Annotated in this window: 30 protein-coding genes; all 30 read right to left on the reverse strand. The window is 70.6% G+C overall.

Going from position 1 to position 21,773, the window contains the following annotated elements:
- Positions 1 to 69: 69 nt before the first annotated feature.
- Complete coding sequence (locus tag AC07C1_RS09025) at positions 70 to 387, reverse strand: MazG-like family protein (protein WP_478937937.1); 318 nt, start codon at positions 385 to 387, stop codon at positions 70 to 72.
- Positions 388 to 411: 24 nt separating this feature from the next.
- Positions 412 to 1,209, reverse strand: a complete 798-nt coding sequence (locus tag AC07C1_RS09030; protein WP_478938404.1) for an endonuclease/exonuclease/phosphatase family protein — start codon at positions 1,207 to 1,209, stop codon at positions 412 to 414.
- Positions 1,091 to 1,834 carry a dTMP kinase gene (tmk, locus tag AC07C1_RS09035; protein ID WP_478937938.1) on the reverse strand — a complete coding sequence of 248 codons (744 nt, stop codon included), beginning with the start codon at positions 1,832 to 1,834 and terminating at the stop codon, positions 1,091 to 1,093. Before tmk ends, AC07C1_RS09030 begins: the two co-directional genes overlap by 119 nt.
- A complete protein-coding gene (locus AC07C1_RS09040; RefSeq protein ID WP_478937940.1) occupies positions 1,831 to 2,949 on the reverse strand; it encodes a radical SAM protein in 1,119 nt (372 codons plus the stop codon). The genes tmk and AC07C1_RS09040 overlap by 4 nt, the downstream gene beginning before the upstream one ends.
- A gap of 120 nt (positions 2,950 to 3,069) precedes the next feature.
- A complete protein-coding gene (locus AC07C1_RS09045; protein ID WP_478937941.1) occupies positions 3,070 to 3,444 on the reverse strand; it encodes a DUF6415 family natural product biosynthesis protein in 375 nt (124 codons plus the stop codon).
- Positions 3,441 to 4,088: a hypothetical protein gene (locus tag AC07C1_RS09050; RefSeq protein WP_478937942.1), complete on the reverse strand. Its 648-nt coding sequence runs from the start codon at positions 4,086 to 4,088 to the stop codon at positions 3,441 to 3,443. The genes AC07C1_RS09045 and AC07C1_RS09050 overlap by 4 nt, the downstream gene beginning before the upstream one ends.
- A gap of 80 nt (positions 4,089 to 4,168) precedes the next feature.
- Complete coding sequence (locus AC07C1_RS09055) at positions 4,169 to 4,351, reverse strand: hypothetical protein (protein ID WP_478937943.1); 183 nt, start codon at positions 4,349 to 4,351, stop codon at positions 4,169 to 4,171.
- Positions 4,348 to 4,746, reverse strand: a complete 399-nt coding sequence (locus AC07C1_RS09060; RefSeq protein ID WP_478937944.1) for a recombinase family protein — start codon at positions 4,744 to 4,746, stop codon at positions 4,348 to 4,350. Before AC07C1_RS09060 ends, AC07C1_RS09055 begins: the two co-directional genes overlap by 4 nt.
- Before the next feature lie 97 nt (positions 4,747 to 4,843).
- A complete protein-coding gene (locus AC07C1_RS09065; protein WP_478937946.1) occupies positions 4,844 to 6,073 on the reverse strand; it encodes a helix-turn-helix domain-containing protein in 1,230 nt (409 codons plus the stop codon).
- Positions 6,074 to 6,173: 100 nt separating this feature from the next.
- Positions 6,174 to 7,010 (reverse strand): hypothetical protein, encoded by an 837-nt coding sequence (locus AC07C1_RS09070; protein ID WP_478937948.1) that lies wholly within the window; start codon positions 7,008 to 7,010, stop codon positions 6,174 to 6,176.
- On the reverse strand, positions 7,010 to 7,351 hold the full coding sequence (locus tag AC07C1_RS09075; protein WP_478937949.1) for a hypothetical protein: 342 nt from the start codon (positions 7,349 to 7,351) through the stop codon (positions 7,010 to 7,012). Before AC07C1_RS09075 ends, AC07C1_RS09070 begins: the two co-directional genes overlap by 1 nt.
- Before the next feature lie 78 nt (positions 7,352 to 7,429).
- Entirely contained in the window at positions 7,430 to 7,678 is a 249-nt protein-coding gene (locus tag AC07C1_RS09080; protein WP_478937951.1) for a hypothetical protein, read from the reverse strand.
- Position 7,679: 1 nt separating this feature from the next.
- Complete coding sequence (locus tag AC07C1_RS09085) at positions 7,680 to 8,729, reverse strand: major capsid protein (protein WP_478937952.1); 1,050 nt, start codon at positions 8,727 to 8,729, stop codon at positions 7,680 to 7,682.
- Between the two features lie 13 nt (positions 8,730 to 8,742).
- A complete protein-coding gene (locus AC07C1_RS09090) occupies positions 8,743 to 9,153 on the reverse strand; it encodes a head decoration protein (protein ID WP_478937954.1) in 411 nt (136 codons plus the stop codon).
- A gap of 115 nt (positions 9,154 to 9,268) precedes the next feature.
- Positions 9,269 to 10,024, reverse strand: a complete 756-nt coding sequence (locus AC07C1_RS09095) for a hypothetical protein (RefSeq protein WP_478937956.1) — start codon at positions 10,022 to 10,024, stop codon at positions 9,269 to 9,271.
- Between the two features lie 20 nt (positions 10,025 to 10,044).
- Complete coding sequence (locus AC07C1_RS09100; protein WP_478937957.1) at positions 10,045 to 10,662, reverse strand: hypothetical protein; 618 nt, start codon at positions 10,660 to 10,662, stop codon at positions 10,045 to 10,047.
- Positions 10,663 to 10,669: 7 nt separating this feature from the next.
- Entirely contained in the window at positions 10,670 to 12,604 is a 1,935-nt protein-coding gene (locus tag AC07C1_RS09105) for a hypothetical protein (RefSeq protein WP_478937958.1), read from the reverse strand.
- 56 nt (positions 12,605 to 12,660) lie between these two features.
- Positions 12,661 to 12,963 carry a hypothetical protein gene (locus tag AC07C1_RS09110; protein ID WP_478937959.1) on the reverse strand — a complete coding sequence of 101 codons (303 nt, stop codon included), beginning with the start codon at positions 12,961 to 12,963 and terminating at the stop codon, positions 12,661 to 12,663.
- Between the two features lie 77 nt (positions 12,964 to 13,040).
- Positions 13,041 to 14,594: a terminase large subunit domain-containing protein gene (locus AC07C1_RS09115; protein WP_478937960.1), complete on the reverse strand. Its 1,554-nt coding sequence runs from the start codon at positions 14,592 to 14,594 to the stop codon at positions 13,041 to 13,043.
- Positions 14,578 to 15,171 carry a hypothetical protein gene (locus AC07C1_RS09120; RefSeq protein ID WP_478937961.1) on the reverse strand — a complete coding sequence of 198 codons (594 nt, stop codon included), beginning with the start codon at positions 15,169 to 15,171 and terminating at the stop codon, positions 14,578 to 14,580. The genes AC07C1_RS09115 and AC07C1_RS09120 overlap by 17 nt, the downstream gene beginning before the upstream one ends.
- A 36-nt stretch (positions 15,172 to 15,207) precedes the next feature.
- A complete protein-coding gene (locus AC07C1_RS09125; RefSeq protein ID WP_478937962.1) occupies positions 15,208 to 15,552 on the reverse strand; it encodes a hypothetical protein in 345 nt (114 codons plus the stop codon).
- 78 nt (positions 15,553 to 15,630) lie between these two features.
- Complete coding sequence (locus AC07C1_RS09130) at positions 15,631 to 16,071, reverse strand: hypothetical protein (RefSeq protein ID WP_478937963.1); 441 nt, start codon at positions 16,069 to 16,071, stop codon at positions 15,631 to 15,633.
- Positions 16,072 to 16,176: 105 nt separating this feature from the next.
- Positions 16,177 to 17,622, reverse strand: coding sequence for a ParB N-terminal domain-containing protein (locus AC07C1_RS09135; RefSeq protein ID WP_478937964.1), 1,446 nt, complete (start codon positions 17,620 to 17,622; stop codon positions 16,177 to 16,179).
- Entirely contained in the window at positions 17,619 to 18,383 is a 765-nt protein-coding gene (locus tag AC07C1_RS09140) for a ParB/RepB/Spo0J family partition protein (RefSeq protein ID WP_478937965.1), read from the reverse strand. Before AC07C1_RS09140 ends, AC07C1_RS09135 begins: the two co-directional genes overlap by 4 nt.
- A 59-nt stretch (positions 18,384 to 18,442) precedes the next feature.
- Positions 18,443 to 19,357, reverse strand: a complete 915-nt coding sequence (locus AC07C1_RS09145; RefSeq protein WP_478937966.1) for a DUF2637 domain-containing protein — start codon at positions 19,355 to 19,357, stop codon at positions 18,443 to 18,445.
- Between the two features lie 247 nt (positions 19,358 to 19,604).
- Positions 19,605 to 20,009 carry a hypothetical protein gene (locus AC07C1_RS09150; RefSeq protein WP_478937967.1) on the reverse strand — a complete coding sequence of 135 codons (405 nt, stop codon included), beginning with the start codon at positions 20,007 to 20,009 and terminating at the stop codon, positions 19,605 to 19,607.
- Positions 20,006 to 20,347 (reverse strand): zinc finger domain-containing protein, encoded by a 342-nt coding sequence (locus AC07C1_RS09155; protein ID WP_478937968.1) that lies wholly within the window; start codon positions 20,345 to 20,347, stop codon positions 20,006 to 20,008. The genes AC07C1_RS09150 and AC07C1_RS09155 overlap by 4 nt, the downstream gene beginning before the upstream one ends.
- Complete coding sequence (locus AC07C1_RS09160; RefSeq protein ID WP_478937970.1) at positions 20,344 to 20,820, reverse strand: hypothetical protein; 477 nt, start codon at positions 20,818 to 20,820, stop codon at positions 20,344 to 20,346. Before AC07C1_RS09160 ends, AC07C1_RS09155 begins: the two co-directional genes overlap by 4 nt.
- On the reverse strand, positions 20,769 to 21,113 hold the full coding sequence (locus AC07C1_RS09165) for a hypothetical protein (RefSeq protein WP_478937971.1): 345 nt from the start codon (positions 21,111 to 21,113) through the stop codon (positions 20,769 to 20,771). Before AC07C1_RS09165 ends, AC07C1_RS09160 begins: the two co-directional genes overlap by 52 nt.
- A 261-nt stretch (positions 21,114 to 21,374) precedes the next feature.
- Positions 21,375 to 21,725: a hypothetical protein gene (locus AC07C1_RS09170; protein ID WP_478937973.1), complete on the reverse strand. Its 351-nt coding sequence runs from the start codon at positions 21,723 to 21,725 to the stop codon at positions 21,375 to 21,377.
- Positions 21,726 to 21,773 lie beyond the last annotated feature (48 nt).

Here is a 21,773-nt window from a genome sequence, read left to right on the forward strand (position 1 = left end):
CTCAGGAGCACAGGGAAGCCCCACCCTCCCGGACGGGGGGCCGGGGGGGTGGGACAGTCTCAGCGGCCGTCAGCCCGCGTTCACGCGCTCCACGAGGTGCTGCAGACGGTCGTCGAGCAGCTTTTCCGCGTCCGGGTTGATGGTGGCCAGAGCCACCATGGCAGTCACGATGACGTCGCTCAACTCCTTCTCCACGTCTTCCCACGTGTGGGAGGAGCCCTTACGCGGATTCGCACCGAGTGCCCCGTGCAGGGCTTCGGCAACCTCCCCGTACTCCTCCCCGATCTTGAGCACTCTCAGCAGCCGGACGTCACCAGCTTCAGCGGGGACGGCCTCCGCATCCAGCCACCGCCGCAGCGACTCCACGCGGTCCCACGTGGTCTCCATGCGCTTCTCCTCGTCGTCGTACTGTCAGAACAGTGCCGGCGTCAGAGCGTCGGCCTGAGTCGGGTCAGTGATGTCCAGCGGGTCCACCGCAGCGAGCTGGAGGGCCACCGTCAGCGCCGAGTGGTCGGTGAGGCGGTCTGCTCCGGTGCGCGGCTCGTGCACGTACCGACAGGCGCCCACGCGGGCCGCAAGCAGGCGGGAGACGTGGGCGTGGTCGTAGCGGTAGCCGTCGCCGGTGCGCCCCACCCACGAATACTCGTGGGCTTCTGGCGCCAGCAGCCGGAAGGCGTCAATCCATCCAGTGCCGGCGAGCCCGGTGTAGAAGCCGTACTCCCATTCCTGGAAGGTCCGGTAGTGGGGCACGTGTGAGGGCTCCAGGAGGTTGAAGTCCCCGATCAGTAGCCGCTGCCCCACCTGGCCGGCGGGAAGCGCGGCGGCCAACTCCTCCAGGAACCGCCGCTTGCGGGTCACCTTGGCCTCGGTGGCGTCTCTGGAGGGCACGTAGGCCCCCACGACGTCCAGCGGCCCTGTTTCGGTCTGGACGGTCACAGCCGCCACCCGGTACGGCAGGTAGTCCACGGCCAGCCGCTGGGTTACGGCCGCCAGGCGGGACACGATCATCACACCACGCTCGCGTGTCCCCGCCTCAGGCCGATGGAAGACCACGTGGCACCCGGCCGCCTTGAACCGCTCGGCCAGCAGGTCACATCCTGAGCTGCGCGCCGTCTCGGTCAGCACGAGCACCGATTCCGGCCGCCCCGCCAGATAGCGGAGCTGTCTCTCCGCGCGCTCCCGGGAGGGATTGTTGAGGTTGAACGTCAGCACGTCCAGCGTCATCAGGCTGGTCCTTCAGCAGTCGGTTGACGGCCGCCACGACCGTACGGGCGATGGCGTCTGCATCATCGTGCGAGGCATCCACGTCCATGACGCGCAGCCCCTTGTTTCGCAGGAACCTACCGGCGTCAGAGAAGTGCGCGCACTCGATGTAGCTGGAGCCGTCCAGCCGTTCGTACCGGCTGTGCGCGCCACGGGCCGCGAGCCGGGCTGCGATCACCTCCGGCTGCCCGGACACCATGACGGTCAGGTCTGGCCAGATGACCCGCTCGTTGAGCAGCCACACGAACTCCGGGGCGACGCCGTCCATACCCTGCAGGGCCAGGCTGCTGGCGATGTAGCGGTCGCACAGGACGACCTCACCTCGTTCGAGCGCGGGCCGGATCTCCTCGCCGTGCTTGAAGCGGTCGGCAGCTATCAGGCAGGCCATCGCCTCGCCCTGAATCTCCTCGGTGCCGTGCCGGGCAAGGTCACCCATCGGGGTGTCGGTCGGCTCTCGGGTGGCCAGCACCTTCACTCCCTGCTGGCGTAACAGCCGTGCGACGGCGGCCGTCACCGTGCTCTTGCCGACCCCGCCCGGCCCCTCTACGGCGACGAACAGTCCGGCCGTCACGAGACGGCCACCACGGGCAGCATACGGCTCTGCTGGGGCACCACGGGGCACTGCTCGGTGTCCACGGCGCCGATCCTCTGCCCGGAGGCCACCACGGCGGCCGGGCAGCCCTTCCCGCACCCCTCGGACAGGGAGCAGCTGCCGCACGTCGGGTTGCCGCCCACGGACCACCGCTCGTGGAAACGGTAGGCGTCAAGGCGCGCGGCGATGTCGCCGTGCTTCCACACGTTGCCGACGATGAAGTCGCTGTCCGGGTGCTGGGAGACCTTCGTCCGGGCCGCGAACACGAGGTACGGGCACACGGTGACTTCACCCTTGGTGAAGACGTAGATGATGGTTCCGGCTTCGCAACCGGCCAGCGGCTTACCGTCGTTGGGGAAGCGGATGTGGACCATGTCCAAGCCCTCGTCAGCGAACGGCATGGTCAGGTGGTGGATCTCTCGCATGTGGTCGTCCGGGCGCCTGAGCTTCTTCTGCGAGTTGGCGCCGCGCCCCATCGGCCCGAGCGGGTTCATCAGCACGTACTTGGCGCCCTGGTCACGGGCAAACTCGCACAGCTGCCGGTACTCGTCGTCCTCGGCCAGGTTGTTCGGCGTGCACAGCAGGCCTTGCAGGATGCCGGCGGCAGCGAAGCGCCGTACGGTGCCCACGGTCTCCTCGAAGCCCTCCGGTCGGCCACGGAACCGGCCGTGGGAGTCGGCGGAGAACCCGTCCAGGGACACGTTCATGTGGGCGTCCAGGTCGGCCAGGGCATGGATCTGCTCGTCGGTGACCATGGTCGCGTTGGTGCACACACCCACGCCCATCCCGGCCTCGCGGAACGCGGCAGCGATCTCCAGCAGGTCCTGGTGCATGAAGGGCTCGCCACCGGTGAGGGTAATCCGCGTCACGCGGGCCTCGGCCAGCTGCGGGATGAGCCTGTTCTTCACCTGGTCGAGCGGCATGTAGTCCCCGCGCTTCGTGGCGGACACGAAGCAGTGAGCACACTTCTCGTTGCACGGCTCGCAGATCTGGATGAGCGCCTTGCGGTTGGGGTGGTCGACGGTCGTGCGGAAGTAGCAGGACGCCGCCTGCTCGATGCTGCGGATGGGGCGCGCCGTCGTCGGCGTTGCCATGGTGCCCTCCGAATTGGTCGGATTGCGTGGACCGGACGCCGGCTGGCGGCCGGGGCCTGCGCCGCGCCCTCAGGGCAGGAGCATGAGGCGAGCGCAGGTGATGGATCGCAGGAACGGCCGTCAGCCGCAGGACGTGCCCGGCGGCAGTGTGGGCTGCAGGTATTCGTGCAAGGCCAGCAGCGACCTGGACAGCACCGCCAGATCGAAGACGGCCTCGGCCGACAACTCCCCCCGCACGGGCACGTCCAGGACGTCTTTGGCACGTGCCGTGACGTGCCGGGCGGCGCTCCGGTTGAAGGTGTCCGGCGTGCGCGACACCCACTGCTCTACAGCAGGCATCAGTAGCCGCATCTGCCCGCGCAGCAGCCCGGCGAGGTGCGCGCGCTGCTCGGCGTCGGGCAGGCTCGGCGCCCCGGTCCGCACGTCACCCAGGACCGCCTTGTACGTGCGGCGTACCCGGTCGGCGCTAACGGCCGGCGCCCCGAGCGCGGTCATCGGCTTACCTCCGCTCGGGGCGCCGGGGTGTGGGTGCCCAGCTGGGGCACGTCCACGATCGTGACGTCCAGGAGAGTGGCCGCCACCTGCCCGCCGAGAATCCAACGCAGCCGCGGGTCGCCGGCGAACAGGACCGTCCTCCTGCCGGGGTCCGGGGTGCGGGAGGGGGCGTACAGCCGCCCATACACGCCGTCGATGAGGACCCGGCCGACGCGCACCGAGACGAAACGGCCCCGGTTCGGGACGCACTCGGTAGCGGCCACGGGCTGACACTCCGGGCACACCGGCGGATGCGTCGTCACCTCCCGCTCGGGCCAGTTCTGCTCCCCGCGGTGGTCCTCCAGCAGCCAAGGCCAGCCGAGCTTGTCGTCCCGCTCGACCTTGCGGCCGCACACCTGGCACAGCAGGTGCTGCATCGCCATGCGCTGTCGCGGCCCGTGGACGTCGGCGAACCCGGGCTCACCCGCCCCGGGCCGCTCCAGCCACGGCTTCCACGAGACGCCCGCCGCGTCGCGCGGATAGCCCTCCACAACGAGGCCGCCCCGGGTGCCGATCAGGCGCGGCAGCTCAATGCGCTCACCGCTCCACGCTGCGATGAAGGGGACGGGGTGGCCCTTGTAAGTCAGTGCTGTCGGTCCGGACATGGCTCTCTTCACGGTGGCGAGACGGAAGGGTGGAAGGCGCCGGCCGTGCGAGACGAGGGCACACGCACGGCCAGCGCCGGTCATGTGGCGCCCTGACCGGGAGGCAGGTCGGGCTGCGGGAGCGGCGTGTCGGGGGTGCTCGCGGTGGTGTCGGATCCCACGGTGTCGTCGTAGACAGCGATACCGAGGAGGGTGAAGGCGGCGAGGTGACACGCCACGAACATCCCGGTCCACATCACCTCTAACCGGTCCGAGCGCGTCATGCGATCACCGGCCCGGCAGCCAGTCGGCCGTCAGGGACCGCGCTCAGACGCACGCTCTGCCCGCCGAGCGTCTCCAGCCACGCGCCAGCCCCGAGGACGCGGTGAGAGAAGTGCTGCAGCTGCTCTTGGTCGTGGGACAGACGGCCCCAGTCATGCACCAGGCACACCCGCTCCACGCCACGCGGTGTCTCCTGCACCGCGTGCAGCAGCTTGTCGAACTCCGGCCGGACGTCGTTGGTGAGCGCGTCATCGCCGTAGTCGACGAACCAGCCAGCGAACTGCCAACCGCGCTCGGTGACGTACTCGCCGAGCGCGGCGAGACGTAACTCCAGGTTGACCAGGTTCTCCGTCACGCAACGGTCGTAGACGTACGCCTTGGGCGGCGCGGGACTCATGGGAAACCCCCTGGCCGGGAATCGGTGACGATTACGCAACCGAAGGTAATGACCAGGGGGTGACACAAGTGCTACAGAACGTATTACCTCTGCACGCTCAGACCACGCCGAGCCGGATGCCCAACTCGACCAGCTCGCCGCGCTTGCGCGTGCGGATCATCGTCCCAACGGTCTCGCGGACACCGGCGTGCATGCGGGTCGCCTGCGGGGCCAGCCGCTCCGCCTTCAGGAACGCGCCCAGGGCCTCCTCCCGCTGCCCGTTGTAGAAGTAGGCGCGGCCAACGTCGATGTAGTGGTGGCTGTGCCTCTCCGGGCTGAACTGCTTGGGCAGCCGCACCTGGCCGGCCCGGTCGACGGCGACACGGCCCCGGCCAAGCTCCACCGGCAGACTCACGCCCCAGATGGCGCAGTTGGTCGGGCCGAACTGCAGCTGGTAGTCGTTGCGGTCGTCACCCAGCTCCTCCGCCTCGGTGCACGCCTTCTCCCAGTGCTGCTCGGCCGTCTGCGGGTCTGCCGCGCGGGCCGAGTTCAGTGCGGCCTTCAGATGGAACGCACCCCGCAGCGACACGACTTCCGGCCGCCGTTCACGCACCGCGCCCAGCTCGGTGAGCGCGTCGTCGATGATGGCGCCGGCCTCGTCATGCTCCCCTATGGCCAGGAACTCGCCGGCGTCGTACCACTGCGCGGCCAAGATGCGCAGCGGGTCTCCGGTCTCCTGCGCCGACCACAGCACCCGCTCTGTCGCCAGGGTGGCGTCGGAGGTGTGGCCAAGCTTGTAGAGGTACTGCATGGCGCACTCGTAGCCCGAGCTGAGCAACCCGAAGGCTTCCCGCCGCTGGTCGCCCTCCAGCACTTCGGCGGCCACCTGCAGATCACGCAGCAGCGTCGGCAGGATCGGGCCGGACTTCGCCAGCGCGGCAGCCTGCCGTAGGGCGTTGGCCTCGGCGACACGGCGCCGCAGCTCGGGGAGATCCACCGAGGCGACCTCGTGCTCGGTCGGCCTGGTGGGTCGGCCGTGCCGCAGTAGCGCGCGGCGCACCGCGGCGACAGACGCGACCGCGGCCTGCCCCTCGGTGTCGGTGGAGACGGGCATGTAGGGGCCGCCGGTGATCTCGGTGGGATGGCAGTCCAGGGCGCGGGCGAAGGCCAGGACCACGGCGGACCGGTCCAGGCTGCGGCGCCCTTGTTCGAAGGCTCGCACGGTGGCGAGAGAGTACCCGGCTTCGGTGGCCAGGCGTTGCTGTGTCCATCGGCGGCGCGCACGGAGGCGGGCGAGACGCTGCCCGTTGCTCTCCGCGCCCCCGCCGGTGTCGGCGTAGTGGGGCATACTGGCTCCATTCTCAGCATCCACTGAGGACGGTACCCCTGTCCGGCCGGCGGGAGACCAGCAAAGCCCCTTACGTACCTGTGACGTGAGGGGCTTTTGCCTACCGCGAGTTGGCGGCCGCGGCCGGGGCGGTGACGTCCGGCCGTGCACCGAACGCACGCCTGCAGCGCGGATGGGAGATCGGCCACGCGGCCGCCTCCTCGACGGTGCGCAGCGTCCCGTTCGGCTTGTCGGTGTCCCGGTGGCTGGACCAGCCGCAGTCGGCGCCGTCGAACACCTCCATCCACTGAACGCCCGCCTCCCGGGCCCGGTTCAGGGTGCCCGCGTTGTAGGCGACCGCGCTCTTGGCGAGCGTCGCAGCCTCCGCCCACGCCCGTACCGGCATCCGGGCGCCGTTGCGGTAGATGACGTAGGCCAGCTGGTGTTCGGCGGCCAGCCGGTCGGCGAGGGCCTTGGCAGCCTGCAGGGCGGTGGTGTGGCCGGCGGCCAGCAGCGGCACCTCACGCCGTGCCGCGTCCCGTACGGCCCGGTAGAACACCTGGGCCATCCGCTGCGCCTCCTCGGACCGGCGCAGGAAGTCGGCGTAGGAGTCCGACGCCAGCGACTGCAGGGCCTCGGTGTGGATCAGCGTCCACGAGAAGTGCCCGCCGACCGCTTCGGCTGCGGCCCTCGCCCCCTGCTCGTACAGGTACGGGAGTTGACGGGCCACGAACGCGCGCGCCTCGGCGTCCACGCGCCCCCGGAAGTCGATGATCGCGGCCTGGAACTGGGCGATGCGGTCGGCCACCATCCGAGTGCGCTCATTGTCGCCGACCGCGGCGATCACGGCGGCTTGGTAGTCGGCGAGGCGCTGCCAGGCGTCATCGAGCACCGCGGCGACCCGCGCGGCCACGATCGCCGCATCCCCGGGCGTCAGCGGCGGGAACTCGTACGCCATCACGGGCACCAGGGCAGGCGGTGGTGACGCCGGCGGTGCGCCGACTCCAGCGGGGCTATGACCAGGGTGTCCCCGCCGTTCGGCTCGTCCGGGGCGGTCGCATCCTCCACGGAGGCGATCTGCCGTTCCAGGCCGGTGAGGTTGGCGGACTGGTCGAGGGTGGCGACACCGTTGACGGTCAGCTGCAGCGGCTCGGACAGCAGGTTGGCACGCCGCTCGTACAGCACTTCCAGTGCTACGGCCCGCGCGGTGCCGAGCCGGGCGTAGCGGGCCTGCAGGTCGGTCTGGTCGGTGGTGGGGCCGAGCTGCGCGAGGAGCCAGGCCAGAACGGCAGCATCCACGGGAGGGTCCTTCCGGGTAGCGGTACGGCCCGACACCCCTGGAGCGCCAACAGGGGTGCCGGGCCGAGCCTGGCTGGGTTACTCGTCGGCCGGCTTGCGGGCGCGCGGCTTGGTCTTCGGCTCGGCCTTGTCGCCGGCGTCCGGACCGCCGTCCTCTCCCCCGCCCTCTCCCTCGTCCTCGACCTCGACCTCGTCGGGCTCCCAGGCGTCCGGGTGAGTGATGGCCGCGGCCACAACCTCGTCCGGCTCGTCACCGGGCTGCAGGATCAGCGGCTCGTGCGTCTCCGGGTGCGTCAGGTGCACCGCTGCTGCCAGTCGTCGTCCCATGTCAGAGCACCTTCGCAGTGATGTGGCAGTCCGGGGAGTACAGGATCGGCATGGCCACGGCCGCGCCCTTGGTCCACAGCTGCACGGGGTCGTCCTGGCCGCCACGGGTGATGATCAGGCCCGGCGCGTCCTGGCGGGTGATCTGCGGGTTCCCGCCCTGCGACAGCACCAGCGACTCCGCCGTGGTGCCGTACAGGGTCTGCCCCCACTTCGACCGGTCCGGCGGCAGCATCACCCACCGGTCGTCGGGCAGGCACTTCGTGGAGGTGCCGTCGACGCGGACCTGCGCCCGGTACAGGGTGATCGGCGGCAGGCCGTAGTTGTCGCGGACCACGTTGATCTGCTGCGGCGTCAGCGAAGCAGTCGGCGTGGTCGACGGGTTCACCGATCCGTAGTAGGCCGCCCGGTAGGCGTTGTTGCCCGCCAGGTACGAGTAGACGCGCCGCGAGGTGAGGACCATCTCCGGCATGGGCGCGCTGATCGAGTCGAGGTAGGAGATCCAGCCCAGCTCGTCGGCGATCGGGTCCGAGGTGGGGTCAGACCACACCTTCGGCGCCGTCGGCATGTTCGCCGCTGGCACGCTGAAGTCGACGTCGAGGGTGAGCCCGTTCTCCGCCGACAGGGAGAACTTCCCGTCGGTGAGAACGTCACCGGCGGCCAGCTCCAGCCGGGAGTTGATCGCCTCGACGTGCCGCTCCACGTCGTCGTACAGCAGCTGCTCCAGCCGGGACGCGTCCTGGCCACGGGATGCCTCCTGCAGCAGCAGCTCCACCTCGCCGACCATCAGCTTCTGGCCGAGGGCGGGCAGCATGCCCTGCGTGGACGTCTGCCAGGCCTGCCGGTCCGCGAACGGCACCGAGGCGTCGAAGCTGCGGTACTTCGCGGCGTTGACGTAGCGGCCGGTCTGCTTGATTCGCCACATGACGTCCTGCACCGAGACCTTGGCGAACACGGTCTGGGTGAGCAGGAAGTCGGCGGGGGTGGGGATGTAGCGGGCGAACGTCGTCAGGTCCGCCGTGCTGATGTCCTTGATCAGGTCCTGAACAGTCATCTGCAGGCCCTCCTTACACGAAGCGGATCTGGCAGGTGGCGGACGGGGCGACCGGGGCGACGGTGACCGGCAGCTTCGCGGTGATCACCGAGCCGTGCCACAGCAGCGCGGCCGGGACCTTCGTCTGCGACGGCGCGAAAAGCACCTCCGCGAAGACGAACCCGGCCAGCGTCTGCCGGCCATCTGCGGCACCGGTCGAGTAGAGCCCGTACAGGCCAGAAGCGGTGATCTTCCCGACCGGGATGCCGGACAGGAACCGGCTGTAGGGGATGCTCGTGTCGGTGGACGGCTTGTAGTGCGTGCCCGACGTGAAGGTGGACATGTCGAGGGTGATCGAGTCGACCGAGTCGTGTCCGTGCCTGCTGTGCAGCCAGGACCGGTCGGCCGTCAGGTTCTGGGTGGTGGTGACCGGCTGAACGGTCATGAGTCCTCCCGTGGACGTGACGAAGCGGGTGATCGTCCGCTCACCGACTGGTGGCGTCGTCCACGGGATGGGGCGTGGTCCCCGTACGTCCGGCCTTGACCCGCCGGTGGGAAGCTCAGGAGCTGGCCAGGAATCCGCGCTGGCGGGCCATCTCGGCGCCGTGCGATCCGGGCTTGGGCATGTTCGCCCCACGCGGAGGCGGACCGCCCGCAGGGGAACCACCGGGCGCGGCCGGCGACACCGCGGCGGTGGACGACCCGAACAGCTCGGGCCTGCGCACCTTCAGCGCCTCGGCGGCCTCAGTGATGGCCGACTCGTCGGCGCCGTCCTCGACGGTGAGGAGCAGTTCGGCGTCGGCCAGATCCGCGCCCGTCGCACCGAGCCCCACCAGGACGGCGCGGCGAGCTGCAGCCCGCTCACGGGCGACGGCCTGCGCCTCACGCTGCGCCGCGTTGGCCTCCCGCTCGGCGGCGGCCTGCTCGCGGCGCTCCAGCTCGGACAGGGACGCCTGCTGCGCCTCGCGCTGCTGCTCCACGAACGCGGTCAGGTCGTCCGCCTTGGAGAAGCCCAGCTGCTCGATGAGCCGGCGCATCCCCGCGCGTTCGCCCTGCTGCTTCTCGCGGGCCAGCAGCCGGTTCAGCGCCTCCTGGTCCAGGCCCTGCCCAGGCGCCGGCGGCGCGGCCGGGTCAGCGGACGGGGTGGGCGGCAGCTGCAGGTTGGACGGGTCGGTGGGGTCCGCGCCCAGGATGGGGAAGATGGGGCGGCCGTCGCGCCGGTAACCGACGGGTGTACGGGGGTCGGGCAGCAGCCTGTCCATGCGGATCCAGTCCTCCAGCAGCAGCGCCCCCGCGCCGTCGATCAGTGTAGCCACAGCGCCCGATAGTGCCCCGCTCAATCGCCCTCTGGACTCTCCCGCAGCCGATACTCAAACGCCGTCAGCGCCTCCCACACGTTCACGGCGGCGTCTACATAGTCACGCCCTGCTTCCTCAGTCAGCGGCGCGACTTCCCCACGAGGATGAGCCACTTGGTTCCGCAGAGCGAGGAGACGGCGGATCGACCTAACCGTCGCGCCCGGCAAGCCCTCACCTTCTAGCACCTGAAGGGAGAACAACCCCGACCCGTCGTCAACCCATCCACGGTGCTTCACAACACTGGCCATGTTGATCAAGCGGCTCCGGATGTAATCCCAGCCGCTCACTACAGCGATGGCAGGACTTATGGACAGCATGTGCTCCAGCACCTCGTGAAGGGGCATCGTCACGGCGTCTTCGGAGCTGGGCAACTCACGGCCAACAAACGCCTGCTGCTCGGCCGCAGCGACTTCTGTCTCTACTCGAAGGTCTGCAGCCGCCTCTGCGAACTCTGCTTCGGCCACGCCTCCCCGCAGGATCCTGAGCCGCCCAAACAGCCCCCCGATCTGGGTCTTGAACGTCAGCGTCGCGAAGACGAACGCTGCGGGCCAGATCAGGGCTTTGACGTACTCAAGAACCAACTTGGCTATCTCCACCCCGGCATCATGGCGCACTGCGCTGGGTGGCGGCACCGACAGTTCTGGGTCCCTCGTGTCCGGGCACCTCAGGCTGCGGCCCGGCGGATGTCTGCGCGCCACTGGTCGGCGGCTTACCCGGATCCTGCGGGTTGACGAGGGGCACCTGCTGCACCGGGTCGGCTTCGGGCAGGCCCAGATACTCGCGGACGGCCCCGTTGTCGCCGGTGGCGTCGGCGAGGCGGGCGGCCTGGTCGAAGGCCCGCTTCTGGATGCGTTCGATCTCCTCGGCGATGTCCTCGATCGGGTACCCGGCCTCCTGCAGCATGCGGACCGCGGTCTCCAGGGAGAACACGCCCGCCTCGAAGCCCTGCACGACGTCGTTGAGGACGGTGGTCCGGTCGGTGGGGGTGTGCGCACCCCACACGATGCGGGCGGGCAGCGACTCGCCTGCGGGCCACTCCTGCCCGGCCTGGTGCAGGCGCTGCACCATGCGCAGCAGCAGCTGGTACTTGTGGTCGCGGGCCAGCCGCATCCCGGCGACGAGGGAGTCGAGCGGGCCGAGGGCGATCTGCAGCGAGTACCCGTTGGGCAGCTTCGCCGGGTCGAGACTGCCGAGCCCGGCCGCAGTCAGGCGCGTGTTGGAGGCCAGCCGGTCGAGTAGGTGGTCAACGCGCTGGCGGAGTTCGGCGAGCTGCGCTGAGGTGTCCAGGGTGTCCATGCGGCCGCTGTCGGACAGCTGCCACACCGTGCCCGCCTCGACCCGTACGGGCAGGGGCTGGCCGGTGGAGCGGTCGATTGGGAGCCGCGCCCCGGCGAGGGCCACGATCGGCGTGCCGGTGGTCGAGGAGGCGGACGCGCTGTCGGTGTCGGTGGCCTGCAGCTCGTCCAGCAGCTGCAGTACGGCCGCCAGTGTGGGCTTGCCCCAGTGCTCGCCGACGTCCGGGATCGAGTTCGGGATGTGGACCACGGGGATGAAGTCCACCATCAGGTCCAGGCGGTCGAGGACTTGGCCGTCGGAGCGCGCCCGGTAGGTGGCCTTGCCAAGGGGCAGGCTGAACACGTCGTGGGCGGGGCCGAGGTCTTCCAGCAGCCATTCGGCGTCGGTGAGGTAGCAGGTCGTCGCCGAGGGCTTGCCCGGCGCCCACGGGTAGGTGCGGGTGACGGTGCCGGTGAGCGGGTCGAGGGTGTCGCCGACGATCAGCGCCGGATCGCCGTCCGCGCCGGCGACCTGCTCACGGATCGCCAGTCCCTCAGGGGTGCGGCCGGGCGCTGTGGCGGGCCCGATCGGGCCCAGCTCGTAGGTGATGCGCCGTACCCGGTCCTTGAGGCCGCGTACCGGGTCGGCGGCCAGCTCCCACGCGAAGTGCACGCGCTGCGGGTACTCCTGCGCGTCCTGCTCGCCCTCGTCCCACTCGGGGAAGTACCAGCCGGGGTCGTAGGTGCGCAGCAGCACGCGCCGTTTCGCCGGCTCCCACGCCAGGGTGTAGACGCTGTCCCCGCAGCGCACCGCGCACCGTTCGGCCTGCTGCATGCGCAGCGGCAGCAGCTCCTTGCCCGCCCAGTCGCGCAGCTTGTCCTGCAGCTCGGCCGCCGCTCTGGCCTCGGCGCTGGGCGGCTTGCCCGCCTGGTCGAGGTGTTCGGCGCCGGGAACCACGATGGTCTGCTCCGGGCCCAGCAGGTAGCTGAGGGTGGTGTCGATGAGCTTGGAGGGGTCGCCCAGCTCGCGGCGCTCCACGCCGTGGTTGTCGTCGCCGGTGACGGAGGCGAGCTGCCCGGCCTGGTTGGAGTCGTACGCGGCGAGGAACTTGTAGGCGGCCAGGCGGCGCAGGTCCTCGGCCGGCACCCACGAGGTGTTCAGCTCGGGGAACGCGTGGTGGCCGGGCCTGCTCGGGTGGGCCATCGCCTGCTTGTAGTTGAGCCATGACCAGGCGTCGATCAGGAGTTCACGCAGGTGCCTCACGGCTGCCCCTCCAGGCGTGCAAGGCCCCGCGCCCGCGCCGACCAGAATACGCAGCCCTACGGAGCGGCAGGGTCCACGCAGGCGTGCATCCACGTCCCGTGCAGCAGCGGCTTCCGCTCGGAGGGCAGCAGGTTGTCCCACGCGGCCTGGCAGGTCTCCTCGCCGGGCGTCTTCGCGGTGGCCTTGAGGTTCGCCCGGGCCACGCGCCCCGCCTGCGTCGAGGCGTCCAGGCGGGCCTGCGCGGAGGCTTTGATCTGGTTCGAGGTGGGCGCTGCGGGCGCCGCCGAGCTGCAGCCGGCCAGCAGCAGGATCACGCCGGCGGTGACGGCTGCGGCCGCCACTTTCCCCCTGATCGACATGGCCCGGAAGGCTAGCAGCCGGGCCCGGATTCGGGACCCCGCTGTGCCGTTGGCCTTTATGGGGCCGTTTCCGGGGGTTATCGGCGCCCTCCGAGGCGGTCGTCGTGGATGTGCCCGGCGACGGCGGCGAGCTGGTCGGGGTCGGCGAGTTCGGTCAAGCCGTGCACCGCGGCGTCCATGCGGTCGGGGCTGTCCATGCCGACGACCCAGGTGACCATCTGGTCCTCCAGGGCGACGTGCGCGCCGACGTGGTGGACCAGGCCCTGCTCGTACAGCTGGGCGATCGGTTCGGCCCGCAGGCGTTTGCCGACCTTGGCGGTGACTTCGAGGACGCGGGGCATGAGGGCTCCGTTCGTGGAACCTTCGCGGCGCAGCTGCTCCCACGCCTGGGAGAGGACCTGTCTGGCCATGTCGCCGCCGTAGTTGGACTCGACCACGATCGCGTCGGCCTTCAGGGCGAGGGCGAGCATGCAGGCGGTGCGGCCCCAGTCGTTCGCGCCCATGCTCCCGGAGCGATCCTCGAGGACGTACAGGTGGCCGTCGTAGCCGCGTGCTGCGCCGATGATGCCGGTCTCGTCGCCGATCGCGGACTCTCCGCCGGCGGGGTCGACGGCGACGATGACGCGGGCCATGTCGAGGCCGCCGAACTCGATGGTGGTGAGCCGGTGGTCGGTGATCCAGGCCCGCTGCCACACGCCGCCCTCGGGCGGGCGGGGCTTTTGCTGGTAGAGCGCGGCCCAGACGCGTTCGCCGACGCGGCGGCGGGTGGTGGCGTGGTGCTCGGCGTCGAAGCGTTCGGGCCACAGCGGTTCGCCGAGTGTGCGCCCGAGCGGGTCGGTGTCGCTGTCGGCGAGCGCGGGCAGATCGATGATCTTCCACTCGTTGGCCTGCGCGTCGGCGAGGATGCGGCCGGCGAGGTCGTCTTCGTTCCAGCGGGTCTGGATGACGCAGATCGCGCCGTCCGGCTCCAGGCGGGTCTGTAGGACGCTCTGCCACCATTCCCAGGTCTTGCGGCGCATGCTCGGGGAGTCGGCGGAGGCCATGTCCTGCACGGGGTCGTCGACGAGTGCGATGGTGGCGCCCTTGCCGGTGAGGCTCCCGCCAATGCCGGCTGCGACGAGGCCGCCCTGGTGCCCGGCGATGTCGAAGCGCATCGCTGCCCGCGACGAGGGGTTGAGGTGGATGCCGAGGTCGTCGCCCCAGGTCTCGATGGCGTCGCGGATCCACCGGGAGTGCTCTTCGGCGAGGTCGCCGCTGTAGCTGGCGATCATGATGCGGCGGTCCGGGTGCTGGCGCAGGTACCACAGGGGTGCCCAGCGGGAGGCGCGGCGGGACTTGCCGTGCCGGGGCGGCATGGTGATCATCACGCGGTCGGCGCGGCCCTCGGCCATGTCGATCCATGCCTGGTCGATGAGGTGGAGGTGGCGGGCCTGCATCTCGCGGCGCTCGGTGAGGACGGCGGCGAGTGCGCCGGGTGAGGCGTCCATGGCGATGAGGCGTTCGATGCGGGCGAGCTGGCCGCGCAGCTCGGGGGATGCCTTCGCGGCGATGGCGCGGCGCTCGGCCGGCGCCTTGCCGCGGTAGGCGGCGAGCAGCGCGGCTTCGCGGTCGGCGCTACTCGTCCGAGCCATGCGCGGCCTCCTCCGAGATGCCGATGAGGGCTTCCAGCTCATCGAGGGCGACGGCGGTCAGCTCGCTGTCGGTGGCGGCCGGGGTGACGATCTCGGTCTTGGACGGCTTGTCGAGGCCGTTCATGCGGGCGCGGCGCTCCATGATCCGCAGCGCGCGGTCGATGGCGGGGAGGTCGCCGTCCTTGACGGCCTGCCGGTAGGCGACGAAGAACAGCCGGTCGAGGCGGAGATTCTCCACGGCGCGCAGCTCGTCGGCCTTCTCGTCCTGCTCGGTGGTGCGCTCCTTGAGGGCTTGGCGGACGTCCTTGCAGGCGGCGTTGATGAGCTGGTCGTCGCTGGGCGGTTCGAGGCCCTTGTTGTACCGGTCGATGCCGTAGCCCTGGGGGTAGGCGACGCGGTCACTGTTGACGGCTGGGTCGGCGGCGAGCTTGCGGCCGACGGTGAGCCAGTCCACACCGGCCAGGCGTAGGTCGATGGCGTCCGCTCGCCGCTGTGCGATGGCGGCGCGCGCGGCCTTGTCGGGGCGTCCCACCGGCAGGGTCCTCTCGCTGCTGCGCGCCCCCACGCCGCCACTCATGATGGCACTGCAAGATCCGGGCAGGGCCTGGCGAGGTCAGCGGGGTTCGGGCCGGCGGGACGGAGGGGTGGGCATGGTGTCGCCGCTGCCGGTACCGGCGGTGGGCTGCTGCGCGGCGCGCAGGCCGGGCTGGGGCCACTGGTAGAGGCGGATCGTGATGGCGGTCGACCCGGTGAGGTCGACGGCGACCTGGTAGAAGACGCGGCCGTCGTGCCAGTCCTGTCGTGCGAGGACGGTCGCCCATCGCCATTTCCCGGCCGACCACACCTTGAGGGCTGGGCCGCCGGTGCGCGGGTAGGTGTGCACCTTCGGCCGGGGCCCGTCTTCGGGCCGCCACGGGCGGGCCGGCTGCGGCTCGGGGATGCTGCTGGTGTCGCTCACGGGTTCGACGGTACGACGCGCCCGGGCGGCACAGCAGTGCGGCCCGGCGCCCCTGGGTGGGGCGCCGGGCCGTCTGGCCTACGGGAAGGTCAGCTGCTCGGGTGCGTTCGGGTCTTCCGGCGGCTGCCAGGCCACAGGCGGTGCGTCGGGTGCGCTGCGGTTGGTCCGCAGCCACCAGGCGAACTGCCAGTTGCGGCAGGTTCGGTACCTCCACGAGCCACGGTGGCGGGCCCAGACGGGTATCGAGTGCTCGCCCCATCCGGTGATCGGGCGGGCGTTTTCGAGGGTCACCTTCAGGCCCAGCACGAGGGCGGGGCCTTCCCACTGGTGGCCTTCGGCGTACTCGAAGGCCAGGTGTGCGTTCTTCGTCCAGTCCCACGGGTGGGGAAGGGCGCACACGTACCAGGCCAGCGGAGGGTTCTCCGCTGGCAGGGTGACGCTCTGTCGGGGCGCCCGCGAGTCGACCTTGTGACGGTCGGAGACGCCGAAGCATTCCAGACAGTGGCGGTCGAGGTTCACGTTGCGAATCCCGGCCAGCCACATGATCAGGTAAGGCGCGGCGCTTTCGAGACCGACCCGAACGGGCGGTTGCGGCATTACTTGAATCCCCCCTCTTGGTGAATGCTAGGGACTTTCCCTTTCTTTCACCAATTTTACCAAATTTTCCACGAGCCGCTTATGGCGGCCGTGGCGGAATTCGTTGGGGTAAGGCATATTGAATTCCTCGTCCAGGGCCCTTTCGTAATCGAGGTCGGAAAGCCTGAGCGGGTTCCGGCAGACGGCCCGGAGCGTGGCGTTGGACCGGCCGGCGACCTTGACCTCTCCGAAGTACGCCTCCAGCAGTTCCTGCAGCGTCTCGGGGGTGTGGTAGCGGATCCGCATCCACTTGCCCTGCATGAACCGCATGTCCACGTTCTCCTTGTCCAGGAAGGACAGGCGGGTGGAGTCGTGCCGGCTGGTGGAGTGCTGCTTCTTCTCGAAGTTCAGCTCGGCGAGCAGATTGCGGGTGCCGATGCATACCGTGCCGTCGGCCGCGCACAGCGCATTCACGGTGGTGAGCACCCAGTGCTGGTAGTCCAGCGAAGTGGTGGCGTTGATGACGGAGTCGAGGACCACCATGTCGTACAGGCCGTGCTCGGCGAGTCGCTTTTCGATGGTGCGGATCATGCCGACGACGCCCTGAATGTCGACGGCGTATTTGCCGGGTGTGGTGCGGTACGGCTCGTAGTCGTCGATCAGGTAGCCCTCGGGGCGCAGGTTCTTGGCGTAGTCGCCGTGCCCGGCGCCGAAGTCGACCACCCGCATGTCGGGCCGCTTGCGCAGCCGGGGCAGGGCCAGCTTCTCCCACGTCTCGCTCTTGTAGGCGAGCTGCCCGGCCTTCTTCAGCGAGCTGTACTTGCGCAGCCGCTTGGGCTGCACGATGTGCTGGTTGTAGACCGGGGCCTGGTCCTCCAGGCCGGACCAGTCGTAGACGCCGTACTCGCCGGTGAGGTCGGCGACGAGCTCGGCGGCGTCCAGGCTGGCGCAGGTCCAGGCGAGGACGTCGAAGTGGTTCGCGGCTGCCACCACGGCGTACTCGGCGTTGAGGGCGATCTGCCCCTGGTCGTCGATGACGACGCTCCCCCACGCGCCGTGCCCGCCGGTCATGTAGGAGATGGCTTGCTGGAACGGCTTGTTGCGGGAGTTGGCGACGTTGATGGTCTCCCAGGGGATCCAGCACCACTGCCCGATCGGGCCGGGCTGGGCGTACACGATGCTCGCCTCGGTCTCGACTCGGTTGTGCAGGAGGTTGAACTGGATTTCGTCGGTGAGGCGGACCTTCGTGCCCAGCATGACGGCCGGCGTGTGCGTGATGCCGAGGGCCTTCATCGCCTTGGTTCTCTGGTGGCCTGCGACCAGAGTGCCGTCCGCGTTGAGGATGACCGGCTTGACGATGCCGTGGCGTCCGATGGACTTCTGGAGCCGCGCGAAGGCTTCCTCGCTCAGCAGACGCGGGTTGTAGTCGGCGGGCTGCAGGTCGGCGAGCGGGTACGCCTCGTAGAACGTGGTCTGGGGTGCGACGGTCCTCATGCGTCCTCGTCCTCGTCCTCGTACTCGTCGGCCTCGTCGTCGTCGCCCTCGTCGCCGGCGGGCTGGTCCGTGCCGGGCCCGGGCTTCACCTCGACGTCGGGGGCCTCGGCGGTGTCGGTGTGGGCCTCCTGCAGCAGGTGCCAGCCGAACCCGAGGTCGCCGCGGTTCTCGGTGGTGTACCGCTCGTAGATCTGGTTGAGGGTTTCCACCTCGGCGGCGGTGATCTGCACGCGCATGTTGGACCACTGCAGGTAGCCCCACTGCAGGTACTCCAGCTTGGCCATCGCGCCGGTGCCCTGGCCGTCGGAGGGCAGGTCGATCGTCGCGGGCAGGGCCCGGTGGTCGAGCAGCTTGTCCAGGGCGTCCTGGTCGTAGCCGGTGCCGTCGAGGTTGGGCAGTTCCTCGAGGAGGTCGGCCAGCAGCTCGCTGTCATAGCCGGCGAGGTCGGAGGTGCGGTTGTCGACCACGACAATGCGGGCCGCGTCCTCGTCGCCGACGTCGATGAAGGTCGCGGCGATCTGCTCCCAGCCGAGCTGCTTGGCGGCGGCCCAGGTGTGGTTGCCGGCCAGGATCTCGTTGGGGCGGCCGGTGTGGGTGCCGCGGTTGACGACGATGGCCTTGTACTGGCCGTTGACGCGCAGCGACTCGGCGATGGCGTCGACGTCGCCGCTGCGCGGGTTGCGGTGGTACTCGGCCAGGTCGTCGATCGGGACGGCCAGCGGCAGCAGCGACTCGGGAATGCGGGCGGGCGCAGCACTCACAGCAGGAGCCCTTCATGTAGGAGCGTGCCCCCGCGCCCTACGCCCGCCAGAGTAGAGGATCAGGCGCTCAGCAGCTCCAGCTGCGCCTGCGGCTCGACGTCGGCGGCCGGCTTGCGGGCCGCGCGCAACAGGTCTCGTGCCCGGGTCTCGCCCTTGCCGATGTCGACCGCCCACTGCGGTGCTGTCAGCTTGGGCCGGTCCCGAAGCGCGTCGCGGGTGAGGGCGATGCGCTCCTCCTCGGTGCTGCACGCCTCGTACAGCACCGGCCAGGCGCTGCTGGTGTCCGGCTGCAGCGGGGACCGCTGGCGCTGCTGGCGCTGCGGCCCGTCGTCACCGCCCGGCTTCTCCTGTTGTTCCGGCCCCGGCTTGTGCTGCTCGTCGTCGTCGGACCGCTGCTCGTCGTCGTCGGACTGCTGATCGGTGCTGTCTTCTGCTGCCTCGGGTGCTGGCGCTGGCGTCGGCTGGGGTGCTGGTGCTGCCTGGGGCGCTGGTGCTGGTGCTGCTTCGGGTGCTGGTGCTGCCTCTACCTGCGGTGCTGGCGCTGGGGCAGCGGCCAGCAGCGGTGCTGGCGCTGGCGTCGGTTCGGCGTCGGGCTGCAGCAGCAGTGCGCGCAGCTCCTGCATGCCCATCTCCAAGGCGACCATCTGCGCGAGCGGCGCGACGGTGGCGACCGCCCACCCACCGGCCGTGCGGGGCGCGTTGGAGACGTTGAAGGCCCAGCTGACCAGGGTGAAGCCGACCGTGACCACCCAGTACGGCCTGGTGGGGCGGTGGGCGGCCAGGGCGCGGACCACGCCGATGGAGCCCAGGACGATCCCGCCGTCGACCAGGACGGGGAACATCCACGCGCTGTTCTCGGGGACGGCGTTGTCGACGGCGACGCGGTGCAGGGCCTCGTACGACAGGCGGAAGCCCACGGATTCGAACGCGGCGACCGCGGCGAGGAAGACGGCGGTGACCAGCACTCTGGTCATCCTCGTGCGGCTGGGTGGTGCCAGCACGGTACGGTACGGGTCAGGCACGGGAGGCTCGCTCTCCTGCTGCTCAGGCCCCCGCTGGTGTGTCCTCACCGTCGGGGGCCGTCTCGTTGTTGGGTTGTGCTGCCTACCGTAGCGGTGCTGTTCGGGTGCTGCAGGAGCAACAGCAGCGCCACCGGCCGCTGTTGCTGCTGGCGGCGGCGGCGGTGCTGGTGCTGGCGGCGGTGCTGCTGCTGGCCGCACGTCAGGTGCTGGTGTCGCCGTCCATGCCCAGCACTGCTGTGTGGGTGCGGATGCGCAGGTACTTCTGAGGGTTGGTGTGCCCGTCCCAGCGGGCGCGGACATCGCCGGCGGGAACCCGCTTCACAGGGTCGAACAGCGGCAGGTCGGCGGGCGGGATGGGCCAGGTGAACTGCCAGCCCCCGGCGCGCAGGAACAGCCGGTGCCAGCCGTCGCCGGCGTCGGGTACGGGCGCGAGGACGCTGGGGTGGAGCGCGGCCAGCCACGCGGCGAGGTGGTTGCGTTCGCGGTGCGCGGCGGCCATGGCCTCGGCGTGCTCGTCGGCGAGACGCCGCACCATCGACTCGGCCGCGTCGAGGACTTCACGCGGGGCGTCTGCCCGCGGCTCGTCCAGCGGGGAGGCGGTCATGGGGACTTCCTGTCATCGGTGGGGAGCGCGGCGCAGGCCAGGCGCAAGCTGTGCGGGGCGCTGGTGGGCTGGCCGTAGCGGTTGACGCACGGGGAACCGGTGATCGCGCTGCAGGTGGGGCAGTCGACGTCGAGGACGGGGCGGGCGCCGGCGGCGAGCAGGCTGGTGAGCCGGCCGACCTGCGCGGCCAGGCCCGCCTGGCTGGCGAGGAGGTGCTCGACGCCGGCGCGCAGCCTGTCGGCCTCTTCGGGGCTGAGCAGGCGGCGTTCGGCGCGGCCGATCAGGTTGCGTACCTGGTCGGCGGTCGGCCGGTCCTTGCCGGGGTGGGCGGGGGTCACCGGCCACGCGCCCTGTCGGCTGCGGTCCAGCGGCGCAGCAGGGTGCGGCGCTGGTGGGGAGTGAGCTGCACGGCCCGGGTGTAGACGGACACGACGCGGGCGGCGGGTACGCACCAGGTGGGCCAGGGGTCCTCTGTGGAGGGCTCCAACTCGCCGACCGGCTCGACGGTGTAGAGGTCGCCGTACCAGTAGCGGGAGGCGTAGAACCGCGCGTACTCGCGGTCGGTGGTGATGTAGACGCGGTCGGGGCGGCCGGTGGGCGGGTCGACGGCGTGGCCGTCGCCCGTCGTGGCGGTCAAGCCCTGGGCGCGGGCCTCGCAGACCTGGCAGCCGGCGACGACGTGCGGAGGGTGCGGGGTGATGAGGCCCCCGGGCTTCAGCCCGGGGACGCCACCGTGGAAGTAGCGCAACGTCGCCTCGCCTAGACGTTGTTGCAGCCGCAGATGCCCTGCGGTGTGCACCAGCCGTCGCACGAGTTGCACCAGACCATGCCCGGGGCGGGCGGGGTGCGCTGGCCGGTGGCGGCCGGGGTGGGGCGGGGGATCGGCGCGCCTACCGCCTCCGACAGGGCGGCGAGGTGCTTAGCCGCGTCGGGGTCAGGCTTGGTCGCGTAGGGCATGGCGGGTCGTCTCCGGGGTGGGGGCGGGGGCGGGCACGGGCGCGTACGTTCGGCCAGGATCTCGGACAGCGGTCCGTACCGTTCCCTCATCAGCCGTTCGAAAAGGGCGGGATCTGCAGCGTGGTCGCTGCGATAGGTGGCGGTCATCTGGGTTCTCCCTGAGGACGCGGGGACCCGCCCGGCCTGGTGGCCTGGGCGGGTCCATTCGCGGCGGCGTGGTGCGGCGTCCCCTTGCGGCGCCGCATGGGCGGTGCCGGCGTCTGGCGGGTAGGGCGCGGGGGGGTTGCCACCCGCCAGACACCGTTAGGGGATGCCGCGTGCCACGGCAGTGCTGAGGGGCCGGTCCCGCGGCTGCAGCCGTTCCCGTTCAGCGAGCAGAACATAACACGCTCCACTGTTGTGGCACATCTATTGGAGGCAGTTTCTGCAGGTGACTTCCCGGTCGCTGCTGCGCTCCAGACGGTCGGCGACCGGGGCCGGGTAGACGGCGCAGGCCGTGATGAACGTGCGGCGCCCGGTGAAGCGGGCCGCGTGCACGGTGCCGTCGGGCTCGATCGCACGGCGCGGGTACTTGGCGAGCCGGCCGGTGCCGGACTGGTCTCCGAACAGGTGGGCGCCGAAGCCGAAGCCGTCGAGGGTGTCGGTGCCGCAGCGGTCGGGCTCGTCGGTCAGGAACAGCGCGTCCTGGCTGGGCTTGGTCGGGCGGCCGAACTCGTCGGGCGTCATGCTCTTCCAGTCGCGGCTGGGGGTGTCGCTCACGGTGGGTCCCTTCGGTGATCGGAAACAGGTCCGGCCCGCCCCGGGCGG

Source organism: Streptomyces sp. NPDC045022, from assembly GCF_056432605.1.

Excerpts from the sequence above, each read along its gene's own strand:
- AC07C1_RS09045 (WP_478937941.1), bottom strand. The coding sequence starts at position 3,444 with ATGACCGCGCTCGGGGCGCCGGCCGTTAGCGCCGACCGGGTACGCCGC.
- AC07C1_RS09055 (WP_478937943.1), bottom strand. The coding sequence starts at position 4,351 with ATGACGCGCTCGGACCGGTTAGAGGTGATGTGGACCGGGATGTTCGTG.
- AC07C1_RS09050 (WP_478937942.1), bottom strand. The coding sequence starts at position 4,088 with ATGTCCGGACCGACAGCACTGACTTACAAGGGCCACCCCGTCCCCTTC.
- AC07C1_RS09165 (WP_478937971.1), bottom strand. The coding sequence starts at position 21,113 with ATGACCGCCACCTATCGCAGCGACCACGCTGCAGATCCCGCCCTTTTC.
- AC07C1_RS09060 (WP_478937944.1), bottom strand. The coding sequence starts at position 4,746 with ATGAGTCCCGCGCCGCCCAAGGCGTACGTCTACGACCGTTGCGTGACG.
- AC07C1_RS09065 (WP_478937946.1), bottom strand. The coding sequence starts at position 6,073 with ATGCCCCACTACGCCGACACCGGCGGGGGCGCGGAGAGCAACGGGCAG.
- AC07C1_RS09145 (WP_478937966.1), bottom strand. The coding sequence starts at position 19,357 with ATGACCAGAGTGCTGGTCACCGCCGTCTTCCTCGCCGCGGTCGCCGCG.
- AC07C1_RS09070 (WP_478937948.1), bottom strand. The coding sequence starts at position 7,010 with ATGGCGTACGAGTTCCCGCCGCTGACGCCCGGGGATGCGGCGATCGTG.
- AC07C1_RS09025 (WP_478937937.1), bottom strand. The coding sequence starts at position 387 with ATGGAGACCACGTGGGACCGCGTGGAGTCGCTGCGGCGGTGGCTGGAT.
- AC07C1_RS09135 (WP_478937964.1), bottom strand. The coding sequence starts at position 17,622 with ATGAGGACCGTCGCACCCCAGACCACGTTCTACGAGGCGTACCCGCTC.
- AC07C1_RS09040 (WP_478937940.1), bottom strand. The coding sequence starts at position 2,949 with ATGGCAACGCCGACGACGGCGCGCCCCATCCGCAGCATCGAGCAGGCG.
- AC07C1_RS09085 (WP_478937952.1), bottom strand. The coding sequence starts at position 8,729 with ATGACTGTTCAGGACCTGATCAAGGACATCAGCACGGCGGACCTGACG.
- AC07C1_RS09090 (WP_478937954.1), bottom strand. The coding sequence starts at position 9,153 with ATGACCGTTCAGCCGGTCACCACCACCCAGAACCTGACGGCCGACCGG.
- AC07C1_RS09150 (WP_478937967.1), bottom strand. The coding sequence starts at position 20,009 with ATGACCGCCTCCCCGCTGGACGAGCCGCGGGCAGACGCCCCGCGTGAA.
- AC07C1_RS09120 (WP_478937961.1), bottom strand. The coding sequence starts at position 15,171 with ATGAGTGGCGGCGTGGGGGCGCGCAGCAGCGAGAGGACCCTGCCGGTG.
- AC07C1_RS09110 (WP_478937959.1), bottom strand. The coding sequence starts at position 12,963 with ATGTCGATCAGGGGGAAAGTGGCGGCCGCAGCCGTCACCGCCGGCGTG.
- AC07C1_RS09080 (WP_478937951.1), bottom strand. The coding sequence starts at position 7,678 with ATGGGACGACGACTGGCAGCAGCGGTGCACCTGACGCACCCGGAGACG.
- AC07C1_RS09115 (WP_478937960.1), bottom strand. The coding sequence starts at position 14,594 with ATGGCTCGGACGAGTAGCGCCGACCGCGAAGCCGCGCTGCTCGCCGCC.